20 protein-coding genes and 1 tRNA gene are annotated in these 21,659 nt (G+C 37.3%); 11 read left to right on the forward strand and 10 right to left on the reverse strand.

All coding sequences use genetic code 11. The features are described 5' to 3' along the window. Complete coding sequence (locus KRODI_RS05725; protein ID WP_013750637.1) at positions 1-1,905, reverse strand: cation:proton antiporter; 1,905 nt, start codon at positions 1,903-1,905, stop codon at positions 1-3. Positions 1,906-2,124: 219 nt separating this feature from the next. On the opposite strand from KRODI_RS05725, the gene KRODI_RS05730 reads away from it, so the two are divergent. From KRODI_RS05730 to KRODI_RS05740, 3 genes are all read left to right on the forward strand, one after another. Then, positions 2,125-2,985, forward strand: coding sequence for an MBL fold metallo-hydrolase (locus tag KRODI_RS05730; protein ID WP_013750638.1), 861 nt, complete (start codon positions 2,125-2,127; stop codon positions 2,983-2,985). A gap of 4 nt (positions 2,986-2,989) precedes the next feature. Then, positions 2,990-4,663, forward strand: coding sequence for a S8 family peptidase (locus tag KRODI_RS05735; RefSeq protein WP_041295820.1), 1,674 nt, complete (start codon positions 2,990-2,992; stop codon positions 4,661-4,663). A 72-nt stretch (positions 4,664-4,735) separates the two neighbouring features. Then, entirely contained in the window at positions 4,736-6,583 is a 1,848-nt protein-coding gene (locus KRODI_RS05740; protein WP_013750640.1) for a M1 family metallopeptidase, read from the forward strand. Between the two features lie 54 nt (positions 6,584-6,637). On the opposite strand, the gene KRODI_RS05745 is transcribed toward KRODI_RS05740, so the two are convergent. Both KRODI_RS05745 and KRODI_RS05750 read right to left on the reverse strand, forming a co-directional pair. Continuing rightward, positions 6,638-7,909, reverse strand: coding sequence for a Y-family DNA polymerase (locus KRODI_RS05745; protein WP_013750641.1), 1,272 nt, complete (start codon positions 7,907-7,909; stop codon positions 6,638-6,640). Beyond that, on the reverse strand, positions 7,906-8,265 hold the full coding sequence (locus tag KRODI_RS05750) for a S24 family peptidase (RefSeq protein WP_013750642.1): 360 nt from the start codon (positions 8,263-8,265) through the stop codon (positions 7,906-7,908). The genes KRODI_RS05745 and KRODI_RS05750 overlap by 4 nt, the downstream gene beginning before the upstream one ends. A gap of 124 nt (positions 8,266-8,389) precedes the next feature. On the opposite strand from KRODI_RS05750, the gene rnpA reads away from it, so the two are divergent. The 4 genes from rnpA (at position 8,390) to KRODI_RS05770 (ending at position 12,130) form a co-directional block, all read left to right on the forward strand. Beyond that, positions 8,390-8,773, forward strand: coding sequence for a ribonuclease P protein component (gene rnpA, locus KRODI_RS05755; protein WP_013750643.1), 384 nt, complete (start codon positions 8,390-8,392; stop codon positions 8,771-8,773). Then, positions 8,748-9,569 (forward strand): DUF4349 domain-containing protein, encoded by an 822-nt coding sequence (locus tag KRODI_RS05760; RefSeq protein WP_013750644.1) that lies wholly within the window; start codon positions 8,748-8,750, stop codon positions 9,567-9,569. The genes rnpA and KRODI_RS05760 overlap by 26 nt, the downstream gene beginning before the upstream one ends. A 64-nt stretch (positions 9,570-9,633) precedes the next feature. Beyond that, positions 9,634-11,259: a S41 family peptidase gene (locus KRODI_RS05765; RefSeq protein ID WP_013750645.1), complete on the forward strand. Its 1,626-nt coding sequence runs from the start codon at positions 9,634-9,636 to the stop codon at positions 11,257-11,259. 16 nt (positions 11,260-11,275) lie between these two features. Then, the gene (locus KRODI_RS05770) at positions 11,276-12,130 is read left to right on the forward strand and encodes an OmpA family protein (protein ID WP_041295635.1); all 855 of its coding nucleotides are present in this window, start codon (positions 11,276-11,278) and stop codon (positions 12,128-12,130) included. Positions 12,131-12,133: 3 nt separating this feature from the next. Here KRODI_RS05770 and KRODI_RS05775 read toward each other — a convergent pair whose 3' ends face one another. The 4 genes from KRODI_RS05775 to KRODI_RS15585 all read right to left on the reverse strand — a co-directional run bounded on the left by KRODI_RS05775 (position 12,134) and on the right by KRODI_RS15585 (position 14,723). Further along, positions 12,134-12,655 (reverse strand): GNAT family N-acetyltransferase, encoded by a 522-nt coding sequence (locus tag KRODI_RS05775; RefSeq protein ID WP_013750647.1) that lies wholly within the window; start codon positions 12,653-12,655, stop codon positions 12,134-12,136. A gap of 80 nt (positions 12,656-12,735) precedes the next feature. Then, positions 12,736-13,191: a GNAT family N-acetyltransferase gene (locus KRODI_RS05780; RefSeq protein WP_013750648.1), complete on the reverse strand. Its 456-nt coding sequence runs from the start codon at positions 13,189-13,191 to the stop codon at positions 12,736-12,738. Between the two features lie 29 nt (positions 13,192-13,220). Then, positions 13,221-13,652 carry a ribose 5-phosphate isomerase B gene (gene rpiB / locus KRODI_RS05785; protein WP_013750649.1) on the reverse strand — a complete coding sequence of 144 codons (432 nt, stop codon included), beginning with the start codon at positions 13,650-13,652 and terminating at the stop codon, positions 13,221-13,223. Between the two features lie 903 nt (positions 13,653-14,555). After that, a complete protein-coding gene (locus KRODI_RS15585) occupies positions 14,556-14,723 on the reverse strand; it encodes a hypothetical protein (protein ID WP_158307000.1) in 168 nt (55 codons plus the stop codon). Positions 14,724-15,027: 304 nt separating this feature from the next. On the opposite strand from KRODI_RS15585, the gene rnr reads away from it, so the two are divergent. The 4 genes from rnr (at position 15,028) to KRODI_RS05805 (ending at position 20,743) form a co-directional block, all read left to right on the forward strand. Continuing rightward, positions 15,028-17,232, forward strand: a complete 2,205-nt coding sequence (gene rnr / locus KRODI_RS05790) for a ribonuclease R (protein ID WP_013750651.1) — start codon at positions 15,028-15,030, stop codon at positions 17,230-17,232. Positions 17,233-17,399: 167 nt separating this feature from the next. Next, positions 17,400-18,923 (forward strand): carbon-nitrogen hydrolase family protein, encoded by a 1,524-nt coding sequence (locus KRODI_RS05795; RefSeq protein ID WP_013750652.1) that lies wholly within the window; start codon positions 17,400-17,402, stop codon positions 18,921-18,923. Between the two features lie 294 nt (positions 18,924-19,217). Further along, positions 19,218-19,889, forward strand: a complete 672-nt coding sequence (locus tag KRODI_RS05800) for a head GIN domain-containing protein (protein WP_041295636.1) — start codon at positions 19,218-19,220, stop codon at positions 19,887-19,889. A gap of 152 nt (positions 19,890-20,041) precedes the next feature. Then, positions 20,042-20,743, forward strand: a complete 702-nt coding sequence (locus tag KRODI_RS05805) for a LysE family translocator (protein ID WP_013750654.1) — start codon at positions 20,042-20,044, stop codon at positions 20,741-20,743. Between the two features lie 57 nt (positions 20,744-20,800). Here KRODI_RS05805 and KRODI_RS05810 read toward each other — a convergent pair. The 3 genes from KRODI_RS05810 to KRODI_RS05820 all read right to left on the reverse strand — a co-directional run bounded on the left by KRODI_RS05810 (position 20,801) and on the right by KRODI_RS05820 (position 21,647). Continuing rightward, positions 20,801-20,871: transfer RNA gene (locus KRODI_RS05810), tRNA-Cys, on the reverse strand. 127 nt (positions 20,872-20,998) lie between these two features. Then, positions 20,999-21,355, reverse strand: coding sequence for a dihydroneopterin aldolase (folB, locus tag KRODI_RS05815; RefSeq protein ID WP_013750655.1), 357 nt, complete (start codon positions 21,353-21,355; stop codon positions 20,999-21,001). Between the two features lie 82 nt (positions 21,356-21,437). Next, positions 21,438-21,647: a zinc ribbon domain-containing protein gene (locus KRODI_RS05820; protein WP_013750656.1), complete on the reverse strand. Its 210-nt coding sequence runs from the start codon at positions 21,645-21,647 to the stop codon at positions 21,438-21,440. Positions 21,648-21,659: the final 12 nt, after the last annotated feature.

Consider the following 21,659-nt stretch of genomic DNA (forward strand, 5'->3'; position numbering starts at 1 on the left):
TTATTCCCCTATAGGTACAATCACCTCATCATCTGAGTTTGATACTGGCTCTCCTGCCTCAGCAATTTTCGCAAGGGTTTCTTCTTCTATAGGTTTTCCTAAGTAAATTAAGTGGCTTCCCTCAAAAGATTTGACATCTACATCTTGCATAAATGAGCTTATAATTTCAAGAGTATTGTTTTTCTTTTTTACAAATAGCGGAATCATATTTTTATCTTCTGCTACAAGTTTTCCTATAGCCATGTACTCCTCTTTTGAGGATACGGCGACCTCATTGATTGTAGGATACTGTCTCGTAACATCTGTCATATTAAAAAAGTCATCTGTTGCAGAGAATAATCCTTCTTTAGGTAGTTGTGCGATGTTATCCATCTCTCTCTTAGAGATAAGACGGTAAGCTCCATTTTCTCCAAACTGCTTTCTAAAACGGTTAATCGCATACTTATTAATATCGCTGTTTCCTGTTAATGACATTAAATATCCTATGTCACTAAGCTCAACGTCATCTGTAAGATCATCTGCATAAACATTTGCTTCTAGCGCCATGAGCCCAGCTTCTTTTGCTGTACGTATATGATTAGAATTACTATCAAGAAGAACTACGTGACGACCATTTTTTTGAAGATATTTGGCTATTAATCGTGGCATTTCTGATGCTCCTACAATAAGAATACCCTCAGATTTAGTAAGAAATACGCCCACCATCTTTGCAAATAATCGTGCAGTAGTTGCATTCAATAATACGGTACCCAGTACAATCATAAATACCAATGGTGTGATGTACTCTGCTCCTGGTTCTCCTTTTATTAACAACTTAGACCCAAAAAGTGAAGCAATACCTGCTGCTACAATTCCTCGTGGTCCTACCCATGAAATAAACAGCTTGGCATTCGTCTGTAAGTCTGATCCCCAAGTACTCAAAAAGACGCCTATAGGTCGTATCACAAATACCACTACAAGGAATAACGCTAGTGTCTCCCAGCGATATAATAACTCAAGATCTACAAGATTCATATTTGCCGATAGCAAAATAAACAGTACAGAGATAAGTAAGACACTCAATGACTCTTTAAAGTATAGTAGTTCCTTAATATTAGGAAGGTTTATATTTCCTAGCACCATCCCCATCACTACTACTGCAAGTAGTCCAGACTCGTGAGCAAACTGGTCTGACATTACAAACACACCTAGTACTGCGGCTAGTGTAAATACATTCATTAAATAATGTGGTACAAGCTTCTTTTTGATAATAAAAGCCAGCGCATGAGCAAACGTAAACCCAAACGTACTTCCAAAAAGTACAATTTTACCAAACTCCACTAAGGCCGTCTTAGTAAAAGCTGCCCCTTCTCCTACAGAGATAAACTCATACATTAATACTGCCACAAGTGCTCCTATAGGATCTATAAGAATCCCTTCCCATTTAAGTACTGTAGAGATATCTCGCTTTACCGGCACGTTTCTTAAAATAGGCGATATCACGGTAGGACCTGTTACAATGATAAGTCCTGAGAATAATAAAGAGATCTGAAGACTAAGTCCAAATATCCAGTAGGCAGCAAATCCTGCTCCTAAAAATGTTACAAGGCTTCCTATGGAAATAAGCTTTGTAATTACTGGGCCTACATTCTTAATTTCATCACGTTTGAGAGTTAGTCCGCCTTCAAAAAGGATAATAGATATAGCAAGCGATACAAACCAATACAAACTCTCTCCTGGAAAAAGTCCTTCTTCCCCATTCCATATAGGTTCTATCCATTTTGTACCATCTTCAGAGATTAAAGTAGATACAGGTCCTACAAAGAGACCTATGAGTAATAATGGTAAAATTGCTGGTAATTTTAAACGCCATGCGGCCCATTGTGCAATGATTCCTAAAATAATGATTCCAGCGAGTTCTAACATGGTAATTCTGTTTTGATGCGATATTAGTGTTTTTCCGTTTTTGGCGGTCGTTGTGAAGTTACAATTCTTTGTTAAAAACTAGGGGTGCCAACCGTTTAAAAAGCGCCTTTTTGGTATTTTGCAGAGATTTTGTTTTTGGGAATAGTACTCTTTTTTTACATTTTTCACGCTTTCGCGAAAGCGTAACTGTAGTAATCCCACTTAGATGCAACCTTATTTATGAAAATATATCCCATTGAAGCCGGAAATTTTAAGTTAGATGGTGGTGCCATGTTTGGCGTTGTTCCAAAGACTATCTGGAGCCGAACAAACCCTGCAGATGCTAATAATCTTATAGATATCGCCGCTAGATGTATGCTTATAGAGGATGGCAACAGACTTATCCTCATTGATAATGGAATGGGTGATAAGCAATCTGAAAAGTTTTTTGGCTATTACCATCAGTGGGGAGACCACTCTATAGATGCATCACTTGCTCAATATGGTTTTCACCGTGATGACATTACAGACGTATTTATGACGCACCTACATTTTGATCACGTAGGTGGAGCCATCCAGTGGAATAAAGACCGAACAGGTTATGAACCTGCATTTAAAAATGCGAAATTCTGGACCAATGAAAATCACTGGCAATGGGCTGTTGAGCCAAACAATCGAGAGAAAGCTAGTTTCTTAAAGGAAAACCTCATCCCTATGCAAGAAAGTGGACAGCTTCACTTTATAGAACGAGGAGAACAGGCTTTTCAAAAAAATAGCGAACTCAACTTTGGTATTCTCTTTGCAGATGGTCATACAGAAAAACAAATGCTACCACATATTGAGTATCAAGGTAAGACCATTGTTTTCATGGCAGATCTGCTCCCTACTTTAGGGCATTTACCTATTCCTTATGTGACAGGTTATGATACAAGACCGCTACTTTCTATAAGCGAGAAAGAACAATTCTTAAATATCGCTGCAGATAATAATTACTATCTATGGCTAGAGCACGATGCTCACAATGAAATTATTACCGTACAGCACACCGAGAAAGGCGTGCGTGCAAATGAAATTTATACCTTTAAAGACTTATTTAACTAATATGATGAATTTACAACACACAAAATCTCTTGTGATTGCAGCAATGGCTGCCACTTTTTTAGCCTCTTGTGAGACTCCATCTGCACTGGTAACTGTACCCGTAGAAAATGTAGATAGCAACCCTCTCAAAGTTTCTGCACTTACAGAAAGTGAGAAACAAGCATGGAGCTCAAGAGATCTTAGAACTGATACCATCCCAGGCATGAGCGTAGATCGCACGTATGCCGAAATTCTTCCTGGTAAGTCTGGACAGCAAGTAATTGTTGCTGTGATAGATTCTGGTATTGACATTAACCATGAAGATCTTAAAGGTCGCATCTGGACGAATCCAAAAGAGATTGCTGGTAACGGTAAGGATGATGATAACAATGGATATATAGATGACATACATGGCTGGAATTTTCTAGGTGATGTAGGTGCAGAGCAACTTGAATTTGTACGTATCATCAAACGTTTTGAAAGTGAGTTTGCTGGTAAAACACTAGCAACTATTCCTGCGTCTCAAAAAGATATCTTCTTACAATACCAAAAAGCAAAAGCTGAGTATGACGAGAAAGTTGCAGGTGCACAGCGTCAAAAAACACAATACGAGCAAATTGCTAGCCAGCTTAAATCTTCACATCCTGCGATAGTAAAAGCATTAGGAAAAGAAGATTACACGCAAGCAGATCTTGCAACTATTAAAAACCCTTCTGCCGAGATGCAGAACCACATTGGGTTTATTACTCAAATGTTTCAGTACACAGAGAGTATTCCTGACTTTATGAAAAACATAGATGAAGGTGTTGAATACTTTACTGGTCAGCTAGAAGCAAACTATAATAAAACAGCCGATTTTAGAAAAGTGCTAGGCGACAATCCTTACGATATTACAGACACAAAATACGGTAATAATAATGTATATGGACCTGAGCCAGACGGTGCAAAGCACGGTACGCACGTAGCAGGAATCATTGCTGCAACACGTAACAACGGTAAAGGAATGAATGGTGTTGCAAATAGCAACATTAAGATTATGGCAGTACGCGCTGTGCCAGATGGAGATGAGTATGATAAAGATATCGCACTTGCGATACGCTACGCTGTAGATAATGGTGCAAAGGTGATTAATACCTCTTTTGGAAAATACTACGCACAGAATCCTGAGTGGGTATATGATGCAATAAAGTATGCTGCCAAAAATGATGTGCTTATCGTAAATGCTGCAGGTAATGAAGGGTTATCTCTTGATGATCCAGCAAACCGTGTGTATCCTAATGATCAATTAGATAACGTAACAGAAATGGCAGATACTTTCTTAACGATAGGCGCTCTAGCACCTAAGTATGGAAGCCAGTTACTTGCAAACTTCTCAAACTATGGGAAATCTAATGTAGATGTATTTGCTCCTGGAGTAGATATTTACTCTACTACACCAGAAGACACATATGAGTATCTAGGCGGTACGTCTATGGCTGCGCCTAACACAGCTGGAGTTGCTGCAATGTTACGTAGCTACTACCCTAAGCTTTCTGCAAACGAGGTTAAAAACATTATCATGAAGAGTGGTCTTACTACTAATACTTCGGTAATTCTAGGTGGAGATACAGAAAAGCAAGCACGCTTTAATGAAGTATCAAAATCTGGCGAAATGGTAAATATGTACAACGCCTTTAAACTAGCAGAACTACAAAAATAATTTTAGTAATTTCTCAAAATCCCAACCTCCTCAATAACGGAGTTTGGGATTTTAACTTTAAATCAATCTATAATGAAAAACGCTTACAAATTACTGGTGATAGTATCGTTGTTCGCTTTCGCGAAAGCGTATGCACAAAACAACACCTCTTACTGGCAACAGCACGTCGATTACGAAATGGAAATCGACATGAATGTAAAAAACTATCAATATGATGGTACACAAAAGCTAGAGTACACAAACAACTCTCCTGAGACACTAGACCGTGTTTTTTATCACTTATATTTTAACGCGTTCCAACCAGGAAGCGAGATGGACGTGCGCTCACGCAATATTGCAGATCCAGATGGTCGTGTAAAAGATCGTATCAGTAAGCTAGCTCCAGATGAGATTGGGTTTATCAAAGTAAATAGCCTTACCCAAGATGGTAAGAAGTTAACTTACGAAGTAGCGGGAACGGTACTTGAAGTACAACTTGCAACTCCTATTGCACCAGGAGCAACTACTACTTTTGAGATGGAATTTAAAGGTCAAGTACCTGTACAGATACGCCGTAGTGGTCGTAACAACAAGGAAGGCGTTGCACTATCTATGACACAGTGGTACCCAAAAATGGCCGAATATGATTTTGAAGGATGGCACGCAGATCCTTATATCGCCCGTGAGTTTCACGGAGTATGGGGAGATTTTGATGTAAAAATCAATATTGATGAGAACTATACAGTAGGTGGTACAGGATATTTGCAAGATCCAGAAGATATGGGTCATGGGTATGCAGGAACTTCTATGAAGCCAGGTAAAAATGCAAAGCGTGGTAAATTACAATGGCACTTTAAAGCACCTAACGTACATGACTTTACTTGGGCTGCAGATCCTGATTATGTGCACGACATGATCATGGGAGAAAATGATACAGAACTTCACTTTTTCTATAAAAATAAAGAGTCTATCAAAGAAAATTGGAAAAAACTCCAGCCTATGACGGCAGACTTACTTGCCTTTTATAATAAGCACGTAGGTACCTATCCATACAAGCAGTACTCTGTGATACAAGGTGGTGATGGTGGTATGGAGTATGCGATGAGCACACTTATTACTGGTGAGCGCAAGTTTGGAAGCCTATTTGGCGTGACTGCACATGAGATGGCGCACACTTGGTTCCAGTTCTTACTAGCAAGTAACGAAGCAAAGCACGAGTGGATGGATGAAGGATTTACATCATATATCTCTTCTCTTGCCGAAAATGAACTTACAGGAGGTGATAATCCTAATCCGCTTTCTGGGTCGTACAGAGGCTACTATTACCTCGTTAAAAGCGGTAAAGAACAACCACAAACAACGCACGCAGATCGTTATAACGAGAACATGCCTTACAGCATCGCTGCATACAGCAAAGGAGCAGTATTTCTTGCACAGTTAGGATACGTTATTGGTGAAGACAATCTTAAGAAAACGCTTAGAAAATACTTTGATGATTTTTCTTTCAAGCACCCTACACCTAACGACATTAAACGTACTGCAGAAAAAGTTTCTGGAATGGAGCTAGACTGGTACTTAATGGACTGGGCACAGACTACAAACACTATTGATTATGGTATCACAAGTGTAGAAGCAGATGGTAATAAAACTAAGGTTACGCTTACGCGAAAAGGACTCATGCCGATGCCTATAGATTTTTATGTAGATATGGCAGATGGTTCTCAAAAATCATACTACATGCCACTACGTATGATGCGCGCCGAAAAGCCAAACCCAACACCAAACATCACTCGTGAACAACTAGCAGACTGGCCTTGGACAAACCCTACATATACATTCACCATTGATGCACCACTAAGTGAGGTAAAAATGATGAAGATAGATCCTACATCAATGATGGCAGATATTGATCAAACAGATAACGTTTGGGAGAAAGAGTAAGGAACTCTTTTAAGAATATAATATTATAAACCAACCCATTGCGGGTTGGTTTTTTTATTCCCCTATCTCCAGCAAACTATCCCATTGCGTGGTATATCTTGGGCTACGCTCTTCTTTGATGAGTTCCCATTCCTTGTTACTTTTTGTGGTTCCGGATAATCCCGCAGAAACGGTAGACTTCCCGTAGCGGTTATTAATAGCATCAAAGGCTTTTATGAGACGTTTATCTCCTGTTGCTTCGGGCATAAACAGGTTTCCTTGAACTTGCTCCTCTGGGATGAGATTTAAAAGGTCTACTCCTACTTTTTTATACTTAAATCCTGGCTTGTAGATTCGCTTCAATGCTTTTTTTGCTTCTACAATAAGCAAGAAAGTATCATTTGTAGGTACAGATAAAGTGACAATGGTCTTATCTGCATGTTGCACGTCATTTGTGCTGTGGTAGTTTGTAGTAAGATATATGCGCAGCTGTGTACAACAACATTTCTGGAACCGTAGCACCTCGCTTACTTCACTTATGTAGTAAGCACAAGCCTCCTCAATTTGAGGAAGATTATCCAATTTTTTTCCAAAGGACTTTGCGGTACCTATTGCTTTTTTCTTTCGCGGAAGCGTATCAAAAGGAATACATGATTCTCCATTGAGTTCGCGCCAGAGCCGCTCCCCTATTACCGTCATTTCTTTGCGTACCCACGCTAGCGGCAATTGTGTAAAATCATAAGCTGTGAAAACACCTACATTTGCCAGGCGTTCTACATGCTTTTTACCAAGTCCCCAGACATCTTTTGTTTCGGCCCATTTGAGGCATTCTATACGGCGTTCTTCGGTGTCCATGACAAAGACGTAATTAAAGCGTGCTATCTTCTTTGAGATTCTATTGGCAAGTTTTGCAAGGACTTTAGTAGGTGCAATTCCCACGCCTACTGGCACTCCTGTGCTTCGCACAACGGTATCTTTTATTTGGTGCCCATACGTTTCAAGGTTAACATGGGTAATACCAGATAGGTCTACAAATGACTCGTCTATACTATACACCTCAACGGCTGGTGAGAAGTCCCTGAGCACATTCATCACGCGATCAGACATATCGCCGTACAGCGTATAATTAGATGAAAATAGAGTCACATCATTTTGCGCAAGCAGTCCCTTGATTTTAAATAGCGGATCGCGATAAGGAATGTGTGTGAGCGCTTTTGCTTCTTTATTTTTTGCGATAATACAACCATCATTATTGCTCAGTACAGCCACTGGTCTTCCTCGCAAATCTGGACGAAATACTTGCTCGCACGAGGCGTAGAAGCTATTACAATCTACCATCGCAATCATAGCGCCTTGTGAATTATGTAGCTTATCATTCCCCAGAGTTCTACCGTTTTATTGGTGTTGATTCTCTGTACATCAAAACCGTCTGGAGTTACTACCAAAGCAAGTTTGCCCTGACTAGGATTCAAAGCTCTGTCTATAATTAAAACGTCTTGGTCTAGAATATTGTACTCCTTCCATGTATCCCCTTTGACGCGTACAAAGAATGTCGCATCTCGAGAAGAACTGAGCTCTTTATTGAGATCAATCATAGGCTCGCGATAGTGCGTTGCAGGACTGGGAAAACCAGTTTGCACAGACCGATTACCTGCATAATCTTCTTTGGCTCTTTTTACTTTATGAGGTTGTAGTTCGTTCACGCTACAAATTTATGGATATATTCCTATTAAACGTATTTTATCCATAATTTTATGTGCTTTTTTGCTTTCGCGAAAGCGTAATACTACCACACAACCTATTTCAATTCTACTATCTTTGCCAGCAATGCCACATACCTACCCAAAAGCCGAAAAATTAAAGTCTAAAAAACTGATAGACACCCTTTTTATTGAGGGAAGGTCTGTCAAGTCTTTTCCGCTTAGGATGGTTTATATAGAGACCCCACTATCTACTGATGCTTACATGGTACAAGCTGGAGTCTCTGTATCCAAACGTAATTTTAAGTTGGCTGTTTCTCGTAATCGCATAAAACGTTTAATGCGAGAGTCATATCGTTTACATAAAGACCTTATAGATACAAAAGGCACGACATTTGCGATGCTTATTTTATATACAGGCCAAGAGGAAGTCCCGCAAGCAGTTCTTCATAAGGCAATGGTCAAACTTATAAAACGTTTTAACGATGCGACAGCTCCTACTACTTCTTAGTTTTTTACTTATTCTTTCATGTGAGAATGCTAATAAAGGTACTTCTAGCACCAGCGAACCAGGACTAGCTTACGAGGCTTATGACGATATGGAGCTTGATGAAATAGTACTTGAAGAAACTGCTCCAGATACTCAAGCCACTGCACAAAAAATTATCAAAACAGGAAATCTACGTTTTGAAACTCCGAATATGGCGGCCACCCATGCACATATTCTCAATATTATTAAAAAGACTGAAGGATATATACAGAATGATAATTCTGGTAAAGAAAGTTACGGCGGTGTTTTTCAAAATCTTACCGTACGTGTTCCTACTCGTAACTTCCAGATGGCACTTGACGAGATTTCAAAAGGTGTCGTATATTTTGATGAGAAGACCATCTCTCAAAAAGACGTTACCGAAGAATTTGTAGACCTCAACGCCCGCCTTAAGGCAAAGCGAGCGCTAGAAGATCGTTACATTAACTTACTATCTAAGGCAAAAAATGTCAAAGAAATGCTAGAGATAGAAGGCGAACTTGCAGAAATAAGAGAAGAAATAGAAGCAAAACAAGGAAGACTTAAATACCTACAAAGCCAAGTCTCACTAAGCACTCTACACATCCATTTTTATAAGAACGAGGTGGCGACTAAGGTCACAAACTCCTATGGCTCAAAAATGATGAATGCCCTTAAAAGTGGCTGGAACGGTGTTTCGGTATTCTTTTTAGGTTTGTTGCATCTTTGGCCATTTCTTATCTTGTTAAGTGTAAGCACGTTTTTTGTGCGTCGCTGGATAAAAAAGAAAAGTAAATAATATACGTACACTTTCGCGAAAGCGTTATACTCACAACTACGGTCTACTACAGATATAAAAGATTATGAAAAAGAAAATATTCATCCCCATCATTGCGGTTGCGATTGGTATAGGAACGGTAAGTTTTAAAAGTGACTTTTTTGAAATTGCAAAGCAAATCGAAATTTTTACAGAGCTTTTTAAGGAGCTTAACATGAATTATGTAGATGAGACTAACCCTGCAGAATTGATGGATAGTGCGATAGAAGGGATGCTTGCAGATCTTGATCCTTATACTAAATACTGGACTGAGCAAGAGGTTGAGGACGCCAAAATTAATCGCTCTGGAGATTACTCTGGAATAGGAGCAACGGTAAGAAATGTAGCTAATAAAATGACCATTGTTGAGCCTCGCAAAGGATATCCAGCAGATAAAGCAGGATTAAAAGCGGGTGACAATATCCTTAAAATAGGAGATATCACCGTTGCAGATATGGACGGAGATGCTGGAGATTTATTAAAAGGAGCTCCTAACAGTGAAGTAATAATCACTTATGAACGTCAAGGAAAAACGAATACCACTACGATAAAACGCTCTTCTGTAGAGATTGATGCGGTTCCGTTTTCAAAATTAATTGATGGAGATACTGGGTATATCGTACTTACTACTTTTAGTAAAAAAGCATCAAGCCAAGTGAAGGATGCACTCGTAAGTTTAAAGACGGATGGGGCAAAAAAAATCATTCTAGATCTACGTGGTAATGGTGGTGGGTTACTAAGTGAAGCTATCAATATCTGTAATCTCTTTTTACCTAAGGGCTCACTTATTACTACGACAAAGTCTGTTGTAAAAAAGTATAATAAAACCTATGTAACCCAGCAAGAACCAGTGGATATTGAAATACCACTAGTGGTGCTCGTAAACGGTAGATCTGCCTCTGCATCTGAGATTGTATCAGGCGGTTTACAAGATTATGATAGGGCAGTGGTAGTGGGTGCTAGAACCTTTGGGAAAGGCCTTGTACAGCGTCCTAAGCCACTTACGTATGGAACTTCTGTAAAGATTACAATATCTCGCTATTACACGCCTTCTGGACGTTGTATACAAGCATTAGACTACTGGAATCGTGATAATGATGGTAATGCCGTGCGTACGAATTCTGAAGATTATAACGAGTTTAAAACTAAGAACGGCCGTAAGGTTTTTGATGGTGGTGGTGTACTACCAGACATTCAAGTATCATCTGCAAAGCTTAGTCCCGTAACTACGGCGCTACTCAAGGATAACGCCATTTTTGAATATGCTACAGATTATTATTACAAGCATCAGTACAGCGATATGAGCGAATTCTCATGGTCTCAAGCAGATTTTAATGATTTTAAAAACTTCTTGACACGTACAGGTTTCAACTATGAGACCGAGACTGAAAAAGCATTTGCAAAAGCGCTTCTTCAAGCAGAGAAGGATGATCTTAAAAAAGAAGTACAAGCTGCATACTCACAACTAGACAATGCTATTGCACAAGCTAAAGAGAAAGCAATAGATGAGCGTCAAGAGGAGATTCAAAATTTACTGATTGATGAGATTGTAAAACGATATTTCTATCGTGATGGACTGTATGAATACCAGCTTATTAACAATACAGAAATTAAAGAAGCGACTACTGTACTTAATGATAGTAAGCGCTATAGTAAGATTTTAAATTATTAAGTTCCTTGCGTTACATATTGCATGTTACCTCTGTGTACTTTCTGCAAGTGCGCAAGTAGATCGCACTCATGAAACCTTTTTTGATACCGATAAATCGGCGCTTATTAAAACGGAGTTAGCGTCTTTGAATCGCTTTATCGCATCGCTGCCTAAGGATAAAATAGAAGATATATCTATTTATGGCTATTGTGATGATCGTGGCACAGATGCCTATAATAAACGTCTCTCGCAAGATCGCGCAAATACCATTAAGGACATTTTTATGTTGCAAGGTGTTGCAGACACAATTATCAAAAATTCTGATGGAAAGGGAGAGCTTTTACTCACCAGATTAGATGATGCGGGAAGCGAGATACAACGTAAACTTAATCGAAAAGTAGAGATTATCGTTTCTCTAAAACAAGCCCGCAAGACTACTCCAGAAGAAGTAGAAGTGGCTGAAGAAATCACGACCAAAATAGATCGCTATAAAAACTACGAGGAAGATACGATAGCTAAAGGAGATCGTATTTTACTTAAGAATATTCTTTTTAAAACCAACTATAGCTACATACACGGGAAGTCATACAATGATCTAAAAAAGCTAGCCAAATACTTAAAAGAACATCCAGAAATCATATTTAAGATTCAAGGTCATGTGTGTTGTGTAGATCATGGTCGCGATGGTATCAATCTTAAAACAGGCAAGCGCAATCTCTCTGAAGCAAGAGCAAAGTTCATTTATGATTATCTAGCAGATCAAGGAGTTGCAAAAAAACGCATGCGTTATCAAGGTTTTGGAAGCAGATTTCCACTAGGTGGTGATCCCTCTGAGGATAAGCGCGTGGAAATTTATGTGACTTATATCAAAAAAGTGAAGGCTAAGAAGTAGTTGTTACAATCTTGTATTTTCAAGCTCATAATACATCAGTTCTTCGCTTTCTAGCTGTATGTTTTTTGTAAAGCTAAGTCCTACTTTTTCTAGTAATTTTCGGGAGGCGATGTTACTTTCCATGGTGATGGCTCCTAAATTTGGTATCTTAAATGTATTGAAGGCGGCGTTTTTTAAGCAAGTTGCAGCCTCATATGCATAGCCGTTTCCTTCAAATTTTCCTAAAAAAGAAAAACCTATATCTACACCATCTAGACCTTCTCTATCATAGAGACCACAGCAGCCTAATTTTTCGTTATCAGCCTTTCTAATCACCGTATAATTGCCATAACTAAGACGTTCGTACTGTGGAAGCACTTTTGTTTTGATATACGTTTGAGCCTCTATAAGATTGTGTACATTTCTATCGCCTATAAACTCAAGCCATTTAGGCATATTGAGTAATTCAAGAAATAATGGAGCATCATCTACTGTAGTAGGTATGAGTAATAATCGCTCTGTTTCAAAAAATTTGAGAGTCATCATTATAGCTTTTTATTAAACGTCTTAGCTTTCGCGAAAGCGTAACTCAACCATATAATTATCTCAATAATTATAAGTTATTTTTATGTTCTGATCATCACAATGTGAGGAATCCCATCTTCTAGATATTCTGCTCCTTGTTCTTTAAAACCTAAGTTGTTGTAAAAGCTTTTTAAGTACTTCTGTGCAGATATTTTTATAATGCGCTCATCGTAGTATTTATGCACGGCTTCTATAGATGCGTTCATAAGATCATAGCCGTACTTGAACTTACGCTGGTTTTCTTTTACAATAACACGACCTATACTAGCTTGTTCAAAGTAAGCACCCGGTTTGAAAATACGCGTGTAAGCAATGAGCTCATCATTTTTATAACCTAAAACATGAACGGCCTTATCATCCTTACCATCTATATCTTGATATACACAGTCTTGTTCTACAACAAAAACTTCAGATCTGAGCTGTAGTATGTCATATAACTCGTCTCTACTTATAAACTCGTACTTCTTTATAATAAAACTAATGCCAGCTTCTTCCATATGTATATCGCGCAGCGAATTTTTTTAAGTTATTTACAAGCTATCTTATCTACGCGTCGTTGGTGGCGTCCGCCTTCAAAATCTGTTACGAGAAAAGCTTTAACCATGTCTAGTGCTTGATTTTCTGAGGTATATCTGGCAGGAATTGCTATTACATTTGCGTTGTTATGCTCACGTGCAAGCACTGCAATTTCCTTAATCCAGCATAGTGCTGCTCTTACACCTTGATGTTTATTAACAGTCATGGCAATACCGTTACCACTACCGCAAATAACAATCCCAAAATCTGCCTCACCCTTTTCTACATCGCTAGCGACAGGGTGTCCAAAGTCTGGATAATCAACACTTCCATCATCGTTTGTACCGTAGTTATTAACGGTATGTCCAACTTCTTTTAAAAAATTTACAATAAGATTCTTATAACTGGTTCCTGCGTGGTCGTTACCTATAGAGATTTTCATAGTACGTTTGTTTTACACATCAAAGTTAAGGAATAGCATTCTCGTTTTATGAATAAGTGGTAACGTGATATCCTTCTTATATGAACAATAAGGTGGGTGATGGGTTTTAACTACATTATTGTATAAAGCACAACAATTGTTAATAACGTTAAGTGACTAATATGTAGTTATTTAAATCAATATTTACATAGTGAATTATCATAATTAGGGATTAAATGTTCTAATAATAGACTATTGTTAATAACCCTTGAATACCTGTTGATAGCGTTTGTCAATAACTTTTGACGGTAAATGATAACTCTACTTGCAGATTAAGATTAAAAAAACAATACTAGACTTAGGGTACACGAACCAAATTTTTCTTTGTTTAATAGTGATCAATTTTATGAGCACAAAAAGAGCCGATTTTTAATAAGTTGATAACTCGACTTATGAGCAATTTGTAATAATCTATGGTTATCAACATTTGTTAACAGTGATTCATAAACCTCATGTTTTCAGTAGAAAAACAATATCATAACTGTATGATAAGGTGTGAACAACTATCAAAAAGTGATATTTACAATAATCCTTCTTAAAAGTTATACCGCTATTCACAGTATATAATAAGCATCATTATTTTTTAAAATTTTAAAAGAAAACAAATGATATATATATATATGTGAATAACATCTAAAATTTAAAAAATTGAATTCTGTAAAATGAAACGTCTCTCTAGTAAATTCATTGAAAAAAGGGAGTGACTATTTTGTATTATCCTGGAGTGAATTACTTTTTAAAAAGGGTACTTATCTTTCTGTATCCTTGAAAAGAAGTTTGCTAGAAAGCTCAAGACATGAGTATATGCTTCTATCTTTTATAAAAAGAAGAAGGATTCGTTTCAAAAGAAAGCTTAAATGATATTTACGAGTGGTAAGAAACTGTTTTGGTTGTAGCAGGTGCTGCTGTATGACGGCTATTTGTTTCCTCTTCAAAAGCTGCATTGATATATACCACAGCGACAATTACCCCAACTAAGAATATAGCAAGGAGCAGAATCGTGTTTTTATGTATTAATTTGGAGGTATTCATAGTTGTCATCTACTTAAAGACGTAATAAAAATCAAAACGTTACAGCAAAATTAAGATTTTATTAAGATAATACTAATATTTTGTTAAAATTAGAGTGTTAAACTTTAGTATAGATCTTGTTAGGGTTGTGAGACTGCATAAAACGGTATAAGAGTTGCATTAGATATTATATCTTTAAAGTACGCTTTCGCGAAAGCGTATAAAAACAAATTAAAGTATACAAAACGTTACTAAACCTTAAATTTTTAACATAAAAGCTATAGTTGAGCTTTTTAGGACTAATTTTGTGACAGAAATAAAATAGATGAATAGCAAGAAGAGAAGGAGAGGACCAGGAAAAATATCAAACCTCTCAGAAAGAATCGTTAGAATATTAAAAGACGATCACCAAAAAACCTACAATTACAAACAAATAGCGGCCAAACTTGATGTAGACGATCCATCCAGCCGCAACCAAATTATCAAACACTTACAGCAACTTAAGGCCAAAGAGCAGATTATAGAAGAAGAACGCGGCCAGTTTAAGATTGCTTCAAATAAAAATTACCACACCGGAATTCTAGATGTATCTGGAAAAGGTGGAGGTTATGTGATGGTAGATGATCTCGAACAAGACATTTATGTACCGCCGCATCACTTAAATAAAGCTTTAAATGGTGACGAAGTAGAGGTATATATTTACCGTCAGCGCCGTAGCAAGAAGCATGAAGGAGAGATTACAAAAATAATTAAGCGCAAAACTGAAGAGTTTGTAGGCGTAGTAAAACTTCAGAAGAAGTTTGCTTTTGTACTTACTTCTGAGTCAAACAAGATGTACACCGATGTTTTTGTACCGCTTAAAAAGCTGGGCAAGGCAGAAGATGGTGATAAAGTGGTGGTAACTATAGAAGACTGGCCAGATAAGGCAGATTCTCCCTTTGGAAGAATTACAAAGGTCTTAGGAAAACCAGGAGAGCACAATACAGAAATACATTCTATCCTTGCTCAATATGGACTTCCATATGAGTTTCCAGAAGAGGTAGAAGAGTTTGCAAATAAGATAGATACGTCTATAAAAGCAGAAGAAATTGCAAAACGTCGCGACATGCGTGATGTGCTCACTTATACCATAGATCCTAAGGATGCAAAAGATTTTGATGATGCATTAAGTTTTCAAAAACTTGAGAATGGTAATTATGAGATAGGAATTCACATTGCAGATGTAAGTCATTATCTCGTACCGGGAACGATACTAGATGATGAAGCTTATGAGCGTGCAACATCAGTATATCTTGTAGATAGGGTAGTACCTATGTTACCAGAAATATTGAGTAATGGCGCTTGCTCATTAAGACCTCATGAAGAGAAGTATACATTCTCTGCAGTGTTTGAAATGAAAGCAGACTCTGGAAAAATAGTAGATTCTTGGTACGGACGTACGGTAACTTATAGTGATGCCCGCTTTGCATACGAAGAAGCACAGGCAATTATAGAAAGCAGATCAAACCTCATTCCAGCCGAAGTTTCTCTTACCGGAGAAGCCTATAAAGTATCTGATGAGCTTGTAGAAGCAACATTAGAAATGGATAGAATTGCTAAGATTATGCGCCGCCAACGCATGAAGGATGGAGCTATTTCTTTTGATAAAGTAGAAGTAAAATTCAAGCTTGATGATGACATGAATCCAGAGGGCGTTTATTTTAAAACCTCTAAGGATGCAAATAAACTCATTGAAGAGTTTATGCTATTGGCAAACAGAAAAGTATCTGAATTTATAGGAAAGCAAGCTCCTAAAAAGACATTTGTATACAGAATACACGATGAGCCTAATGATGAAAAACTAGCATCTCTTGAAAAAGTAATAGGCAAGTTTGGTTATAAATTAGACTTAAAAGATCGTAAGACTACGACCTCTTCTTTAAACCAACTTCTTACAGATGTACAAGGGAAGAAGGAGCAAAACATGGTAGATACACTTGCTATACGCACCATGAGTAAGGCAGTATACTCTACAGATAACATAGGTCACTACGGTTTGGCATTTGATTATTACAGTCACTTTACATCGCCTATACGTCGTTATCCAGATGTAATGGTGCATAGATTATTACAGCATTATCTTGATGGTGGTAAATCTGCTAGTGAAGAAGAGTATGAACAGAAATGTAAGCACTCTTCACAAATGGAGCAGCTAGCTACAAGTTCAGAACGAGATAGCATCAAGTATATGCAAGTTAAGTTCATGCAAGATCATAAGGATGAAGAGTTTGTAGGTGTTATTTCTGGAGTTACAGAATGGGGAATCTATGTAGAGATTATCTCAAACAAATGTGAAGGAATGGTGCGCTTAAGAGATATTAAAGGTGATCACTATGAATTTGACCAAGATAGCTACTCTGTAATAGGACAAAAATCTGGTAATCAAATTACACTAGGAGATGAAGTAATTGTAAAAGTAAAAGAAGCAGATCTAGTGAAGAAGCATCTTGATTTTACACTTGTGGGTGTAAAGGAAGGATTGCATCAGTAGGTAACTTATCACTTATATTAAAGTTTAAACCATCACACTATCATAAAGTGTGATGGTTTTTTTATGCTATTAATTATTCTTAAAAGTTTAGCAATTTATTAAGAAAAAGCGCACTAATTTTGTGATCTTATAGAAGAATTAAAAATCGCTCTTCTTAACCATACTACATGTCAACATCCATAGAAAATATCGAGCTTAAATATCTTACGCTCAACGATTACGAAGAACTTAAAAATGCAATGATACAGGCATATTCTAATATGCCAGACATGTACTGGAATGAGAAACAAATCACTGCACTTATCAATAAGTTTCCAGAAGGTCAAGTAGTAATTAAAATTGATGGAAAACTTGCAGGTTGTGCGCTTTCTATAAAACTCAATGAGTCTACTTTTGACAGTGTACATACCTATGAAGAAATCACAGGTAACTACACATTTAATACACATAAGCCAGATGGAGATATTCTATACGGTATCGATGTTTTTATTAAAACAGAATACAGAGGTTTACGTCTAGGAAGAAGATTATACGATTATCGTAAAGAACTTTGTGAGGAGCAAAACTTGAAGGGAATTCTTTTTGGAGGTCGTATTCCTAACTACCACAAACACGCAGATTCTGTAACTCCTAAGGAATATATTGAGAAGGTAAAGCGTAAAGAAATCCACGATCCGGTATTAAACTTCCAGATTAATAATGATTTTCACCCAGCTAAGATTTTAAAAGGATACCTACCTGGTGATGAAGACTCAGGTGAGTTTGCCGTACTTCTAGAGTGGAATAACATCTACTATGAGAAAAAATCTGTTGTTGCAGCTACACAAAAGAAGGTAGTAAGACTTGGCTTAATACAGTGGCAAATGCGTTTGTATAAAGATCTTGAAGAACTCATGCAGCAAGCAGAGTACTTTGTAGATGCAGTATCTGGTTATCGATCAGATTTTGCACTTTTTCCAGAGTTCTTTAACGCGCCGCTTATGGCAGAAAATAACCATCTACCAGTTTCAGAAGCTATACGTGAACTTGCAAAACATACAGAGGAGATTAAAAATCGTTTTTCACAGTTAGCAATATCTTATAACATCAATATCATTACAGGCAGTATGCCAGAAGTGGTAGATGATTTACTATACAACGTAGGTTATTTATGTCGTAGAGATGGAAGTACAGAGCGTTATGAAAAACTTCATGTAACTCCAGATGAGGCAAAAGTATGGGGAATGCAAGGAGGTAATAAATTACACTCGTTTGATACAGACTGTGGTAAAATAGGAATCCTTATTTGCTATGATTCTGAGTTTCCAGAACTAAGTAGAATTCTTGCCGACGATGGTATGGATATTCTTTTTGTTCCTTTTCTAACAGATACTCAAAACGGATACTCTCGTGTGCGTAACTGTGCACAAGCAAGAGCTATTGAGAATGAATGTTATGTGGCAATAGCAGGCAGTGTGGGTAACTTGCCTAAGGTGCATAACATGGACATCCAGTATGCACAGTCTATGGTGTTTACTCCTTGTGACTTTTCATTTCCAGCAAACGGGATTAAGGCAGAGGCTACACCTAACACAGAGATGATTCTTATTGCAGATTGCGATATAGACTTATTACGTAACCTCAATCAGTTTGGAGCTGTAAAGAACCTAAGAGATCGTCGTAAAGATTTATTTGAATTGAGAAGAAGATAGATTTTTAAATACGCTTTCGCGAAAGCGTAACACATTCCACAAAGAGCTGTTTTAAAACAATTTGATATTAAAACAAAGATCTGTCATACTTGTAAGAAAGAAATAACTGTAGCTTTTAGAGCGCGGTTAAACCACGCCAAAGAGTGGGTGTTTATATGTGAAACATGTTGCGATAAACATCGTAATAAAGAAGGTTACACCTATGGTGGAACATGGAAAGGGAAGAGGCATTAAGCTGTAAACTGTAACAATCTAGTAATTGTATGGTCTCTATATCAAACAAAAACAATGAATATGAAATTTATATATACCATAGTAGCGCTAGTAATTACAGCAACAGCATTTGCTCAAAATCCAGTTACAAAAGACGTAGGAGATTTTACAGAAGTAAAAGTGTATGATCGCATTGTAGTAAACCTTGTAAAGTCTACCGAAAATAAAGTGATTATTACGGGAGAAGATGTAAGCCAGGTACAAGTAGTAAACAAGGATGGAACCTTAAAAATCAAAATGGATCTTGATCTCATTTTTGACGGAAACAAAACCTTTGTACATGTGCATTACAACAACCTGCAAGTAATAGATGGAAATGAAGGAGCTGTAATAACCTCAAATGAGCTCATAGAACAAGACAAGATTGAGATTAAAATGCAAGAAGGTGCTCGTGTAAAAGTAGGATTACTTGTAAAAGAAGCGCATTTAAGAGCCGTTACAGGAGGTATAATTGAAGCAAGTGGTCAAGCAACCCTACAAAAGGTAAAAGTGAACACAGGAGGCATCTATGAAGGTAGAGATCTAGAAACAGAAACAGCCGAGATATTTGTACAAGCAGGAGGAGAAGTAGAAGCTTATGCAAGTAAACTAGCAGATCTAACGATAAGAGCAGGTGGAGATATTGTAATCTATGGTAATCCAGCAGAGGTGAAGCGTCGTCGTACTTTTGGAGGACGTATTAAAATAATGTAAGCCATTATATTTTTAGGGCAATCTTCTATAACAGGTTTGAAAGCACTTTAAATTATTAATCAATAGATATATACAAAGGATGTTTACATACGTAGGCATCCTTTTCTTTTTACTGTATGCTTTTGTCTAACTTTGTGTAAAGCACTTTCTATATGTTTCAAGATTTACACACGGCTATACCTCTAGGATTTTTCTTAGCGTTCTTGATAGGCCCTGTATTTTTTGTGTTACTAGAAACGGCGGCTACCAAAGGTTTTAGAGCTGCACTTACCTTTGATATAGGTGTTATTATTGCAGATATTGTTTTTATTGTAGTTGCTTACTTAAGTAGTTATCAACTACTCGAAAATCTAAGTAACCAGCCAGGTCTTTATGTTTTTGGAGGAGCGATATTAATCGTGTACGGACTCACCATTTATCTTAAAAAACCTACGCGCGATGCACTTGATCCTAACAGAGCAAAAATTAAGAAAGGTGGTTACGTACAACTCTTTGTAAAAGGATTTTTACTCAATTTTATAAATATAGGGGTACTTGTTTTCTGGTTAGGAATCTTAATAATTGTAGGTCCTACGGTAGAGAATGATGGTGACCGTTTACTAGGCTTCTTTATAGGAATGATAGGTGCTTATCTTATTACAGACATTGGTAAAATAGTACTTGCAAAACAGCTTAAGCGTTACTTGACACCACGTAGAATATTTAAAGTAAAAAAGTCATTAGGGCTTGTACTTATTTTTTGTGGTCTTGTACTCGTAACAAAAGGTTTTGTTCCTTCAGATGAGTTTAATATCCAGCAAGAGATGGAACGTTTTCAAGAGCTTCCAGAAATCAAGCCAGATACGATTCACTAATTAAGTATTTACAATAAAGCACAAAAAAAAAGGAACTCCGTTAGAAGTTCCTTTTTGAGGTGTCGAGCGGATTCGAACCGCTGTAGATGGTGTTGCAGACCATTGCCTAGCCACTCGGCCACGACACCTTATGTGGGTGCAAATATAGGAATAGTACTGACAAATATCGAAATGAGATATTCTTTTTTTTCTTTATAAATAATACAAATTCTTTTTACGAATTTTTGACTCGTTTTACTTCTGATAATAAAGGTATTATTGCACTCGAGTACGCTCTACAGTAACCATCTCTACATCTCCACCTATAGGAGGATTTACTTTTGATACTGCAACCGTAGCTAGCTGTATAAGAGCCTCTTCCTTAAAAAATCGTACTAAAATACGCTCGCACACTACTTCTAGTAATGCAGAAGGAATTGCCATTTCTTCTTTTACAATACGGTTAAGCAATACATAGTCTACCGTGTCTGCAAGTTTATCTGTTTGCGCACTTTTTGATAAATCTGCTTCAATCTCTACATCTACTCTGTAGTCTGATCCTATGGCAGTTTCCTCAGAAAGACAGCCGTGGTAGGCGTAGGCACGTATGTTTGTTACTCTTATTTTTCCCATGATATGGTATTGTTTATAAGTGTTCAAAGTTACAACTCAAAACATGATTTTGCATTTTTAAAGCACGAGGTTTAACCTTGTCTTATCCTCCAAACAAATCAAAAATATTACTAAGTGCTCCAGTTTTGGCCTTGTAAAACTCCGTGTATGAGCAATTTTTACATGTTACTGTGCTGTACTTTTCTGTTTGCATATTGAGCAATTTTGTTAGAAAACTACCAGTAGCACGCATTTCGCCTATTTTGTAAGTGTGGTTTTGGCATTTTACGCAAGTATAATTAAGTGGTTTCATAGTGTATTGTTG

This window comes from Dokdonia sp. 4H-3-7-5 (assembly GCF_000212355.1).
Taxonomy (GTDB): Bacteria; Bacteroidota; Bacteroidia; order Flavobacteriales; family Flavobacteriaceae; genus Dokdonia.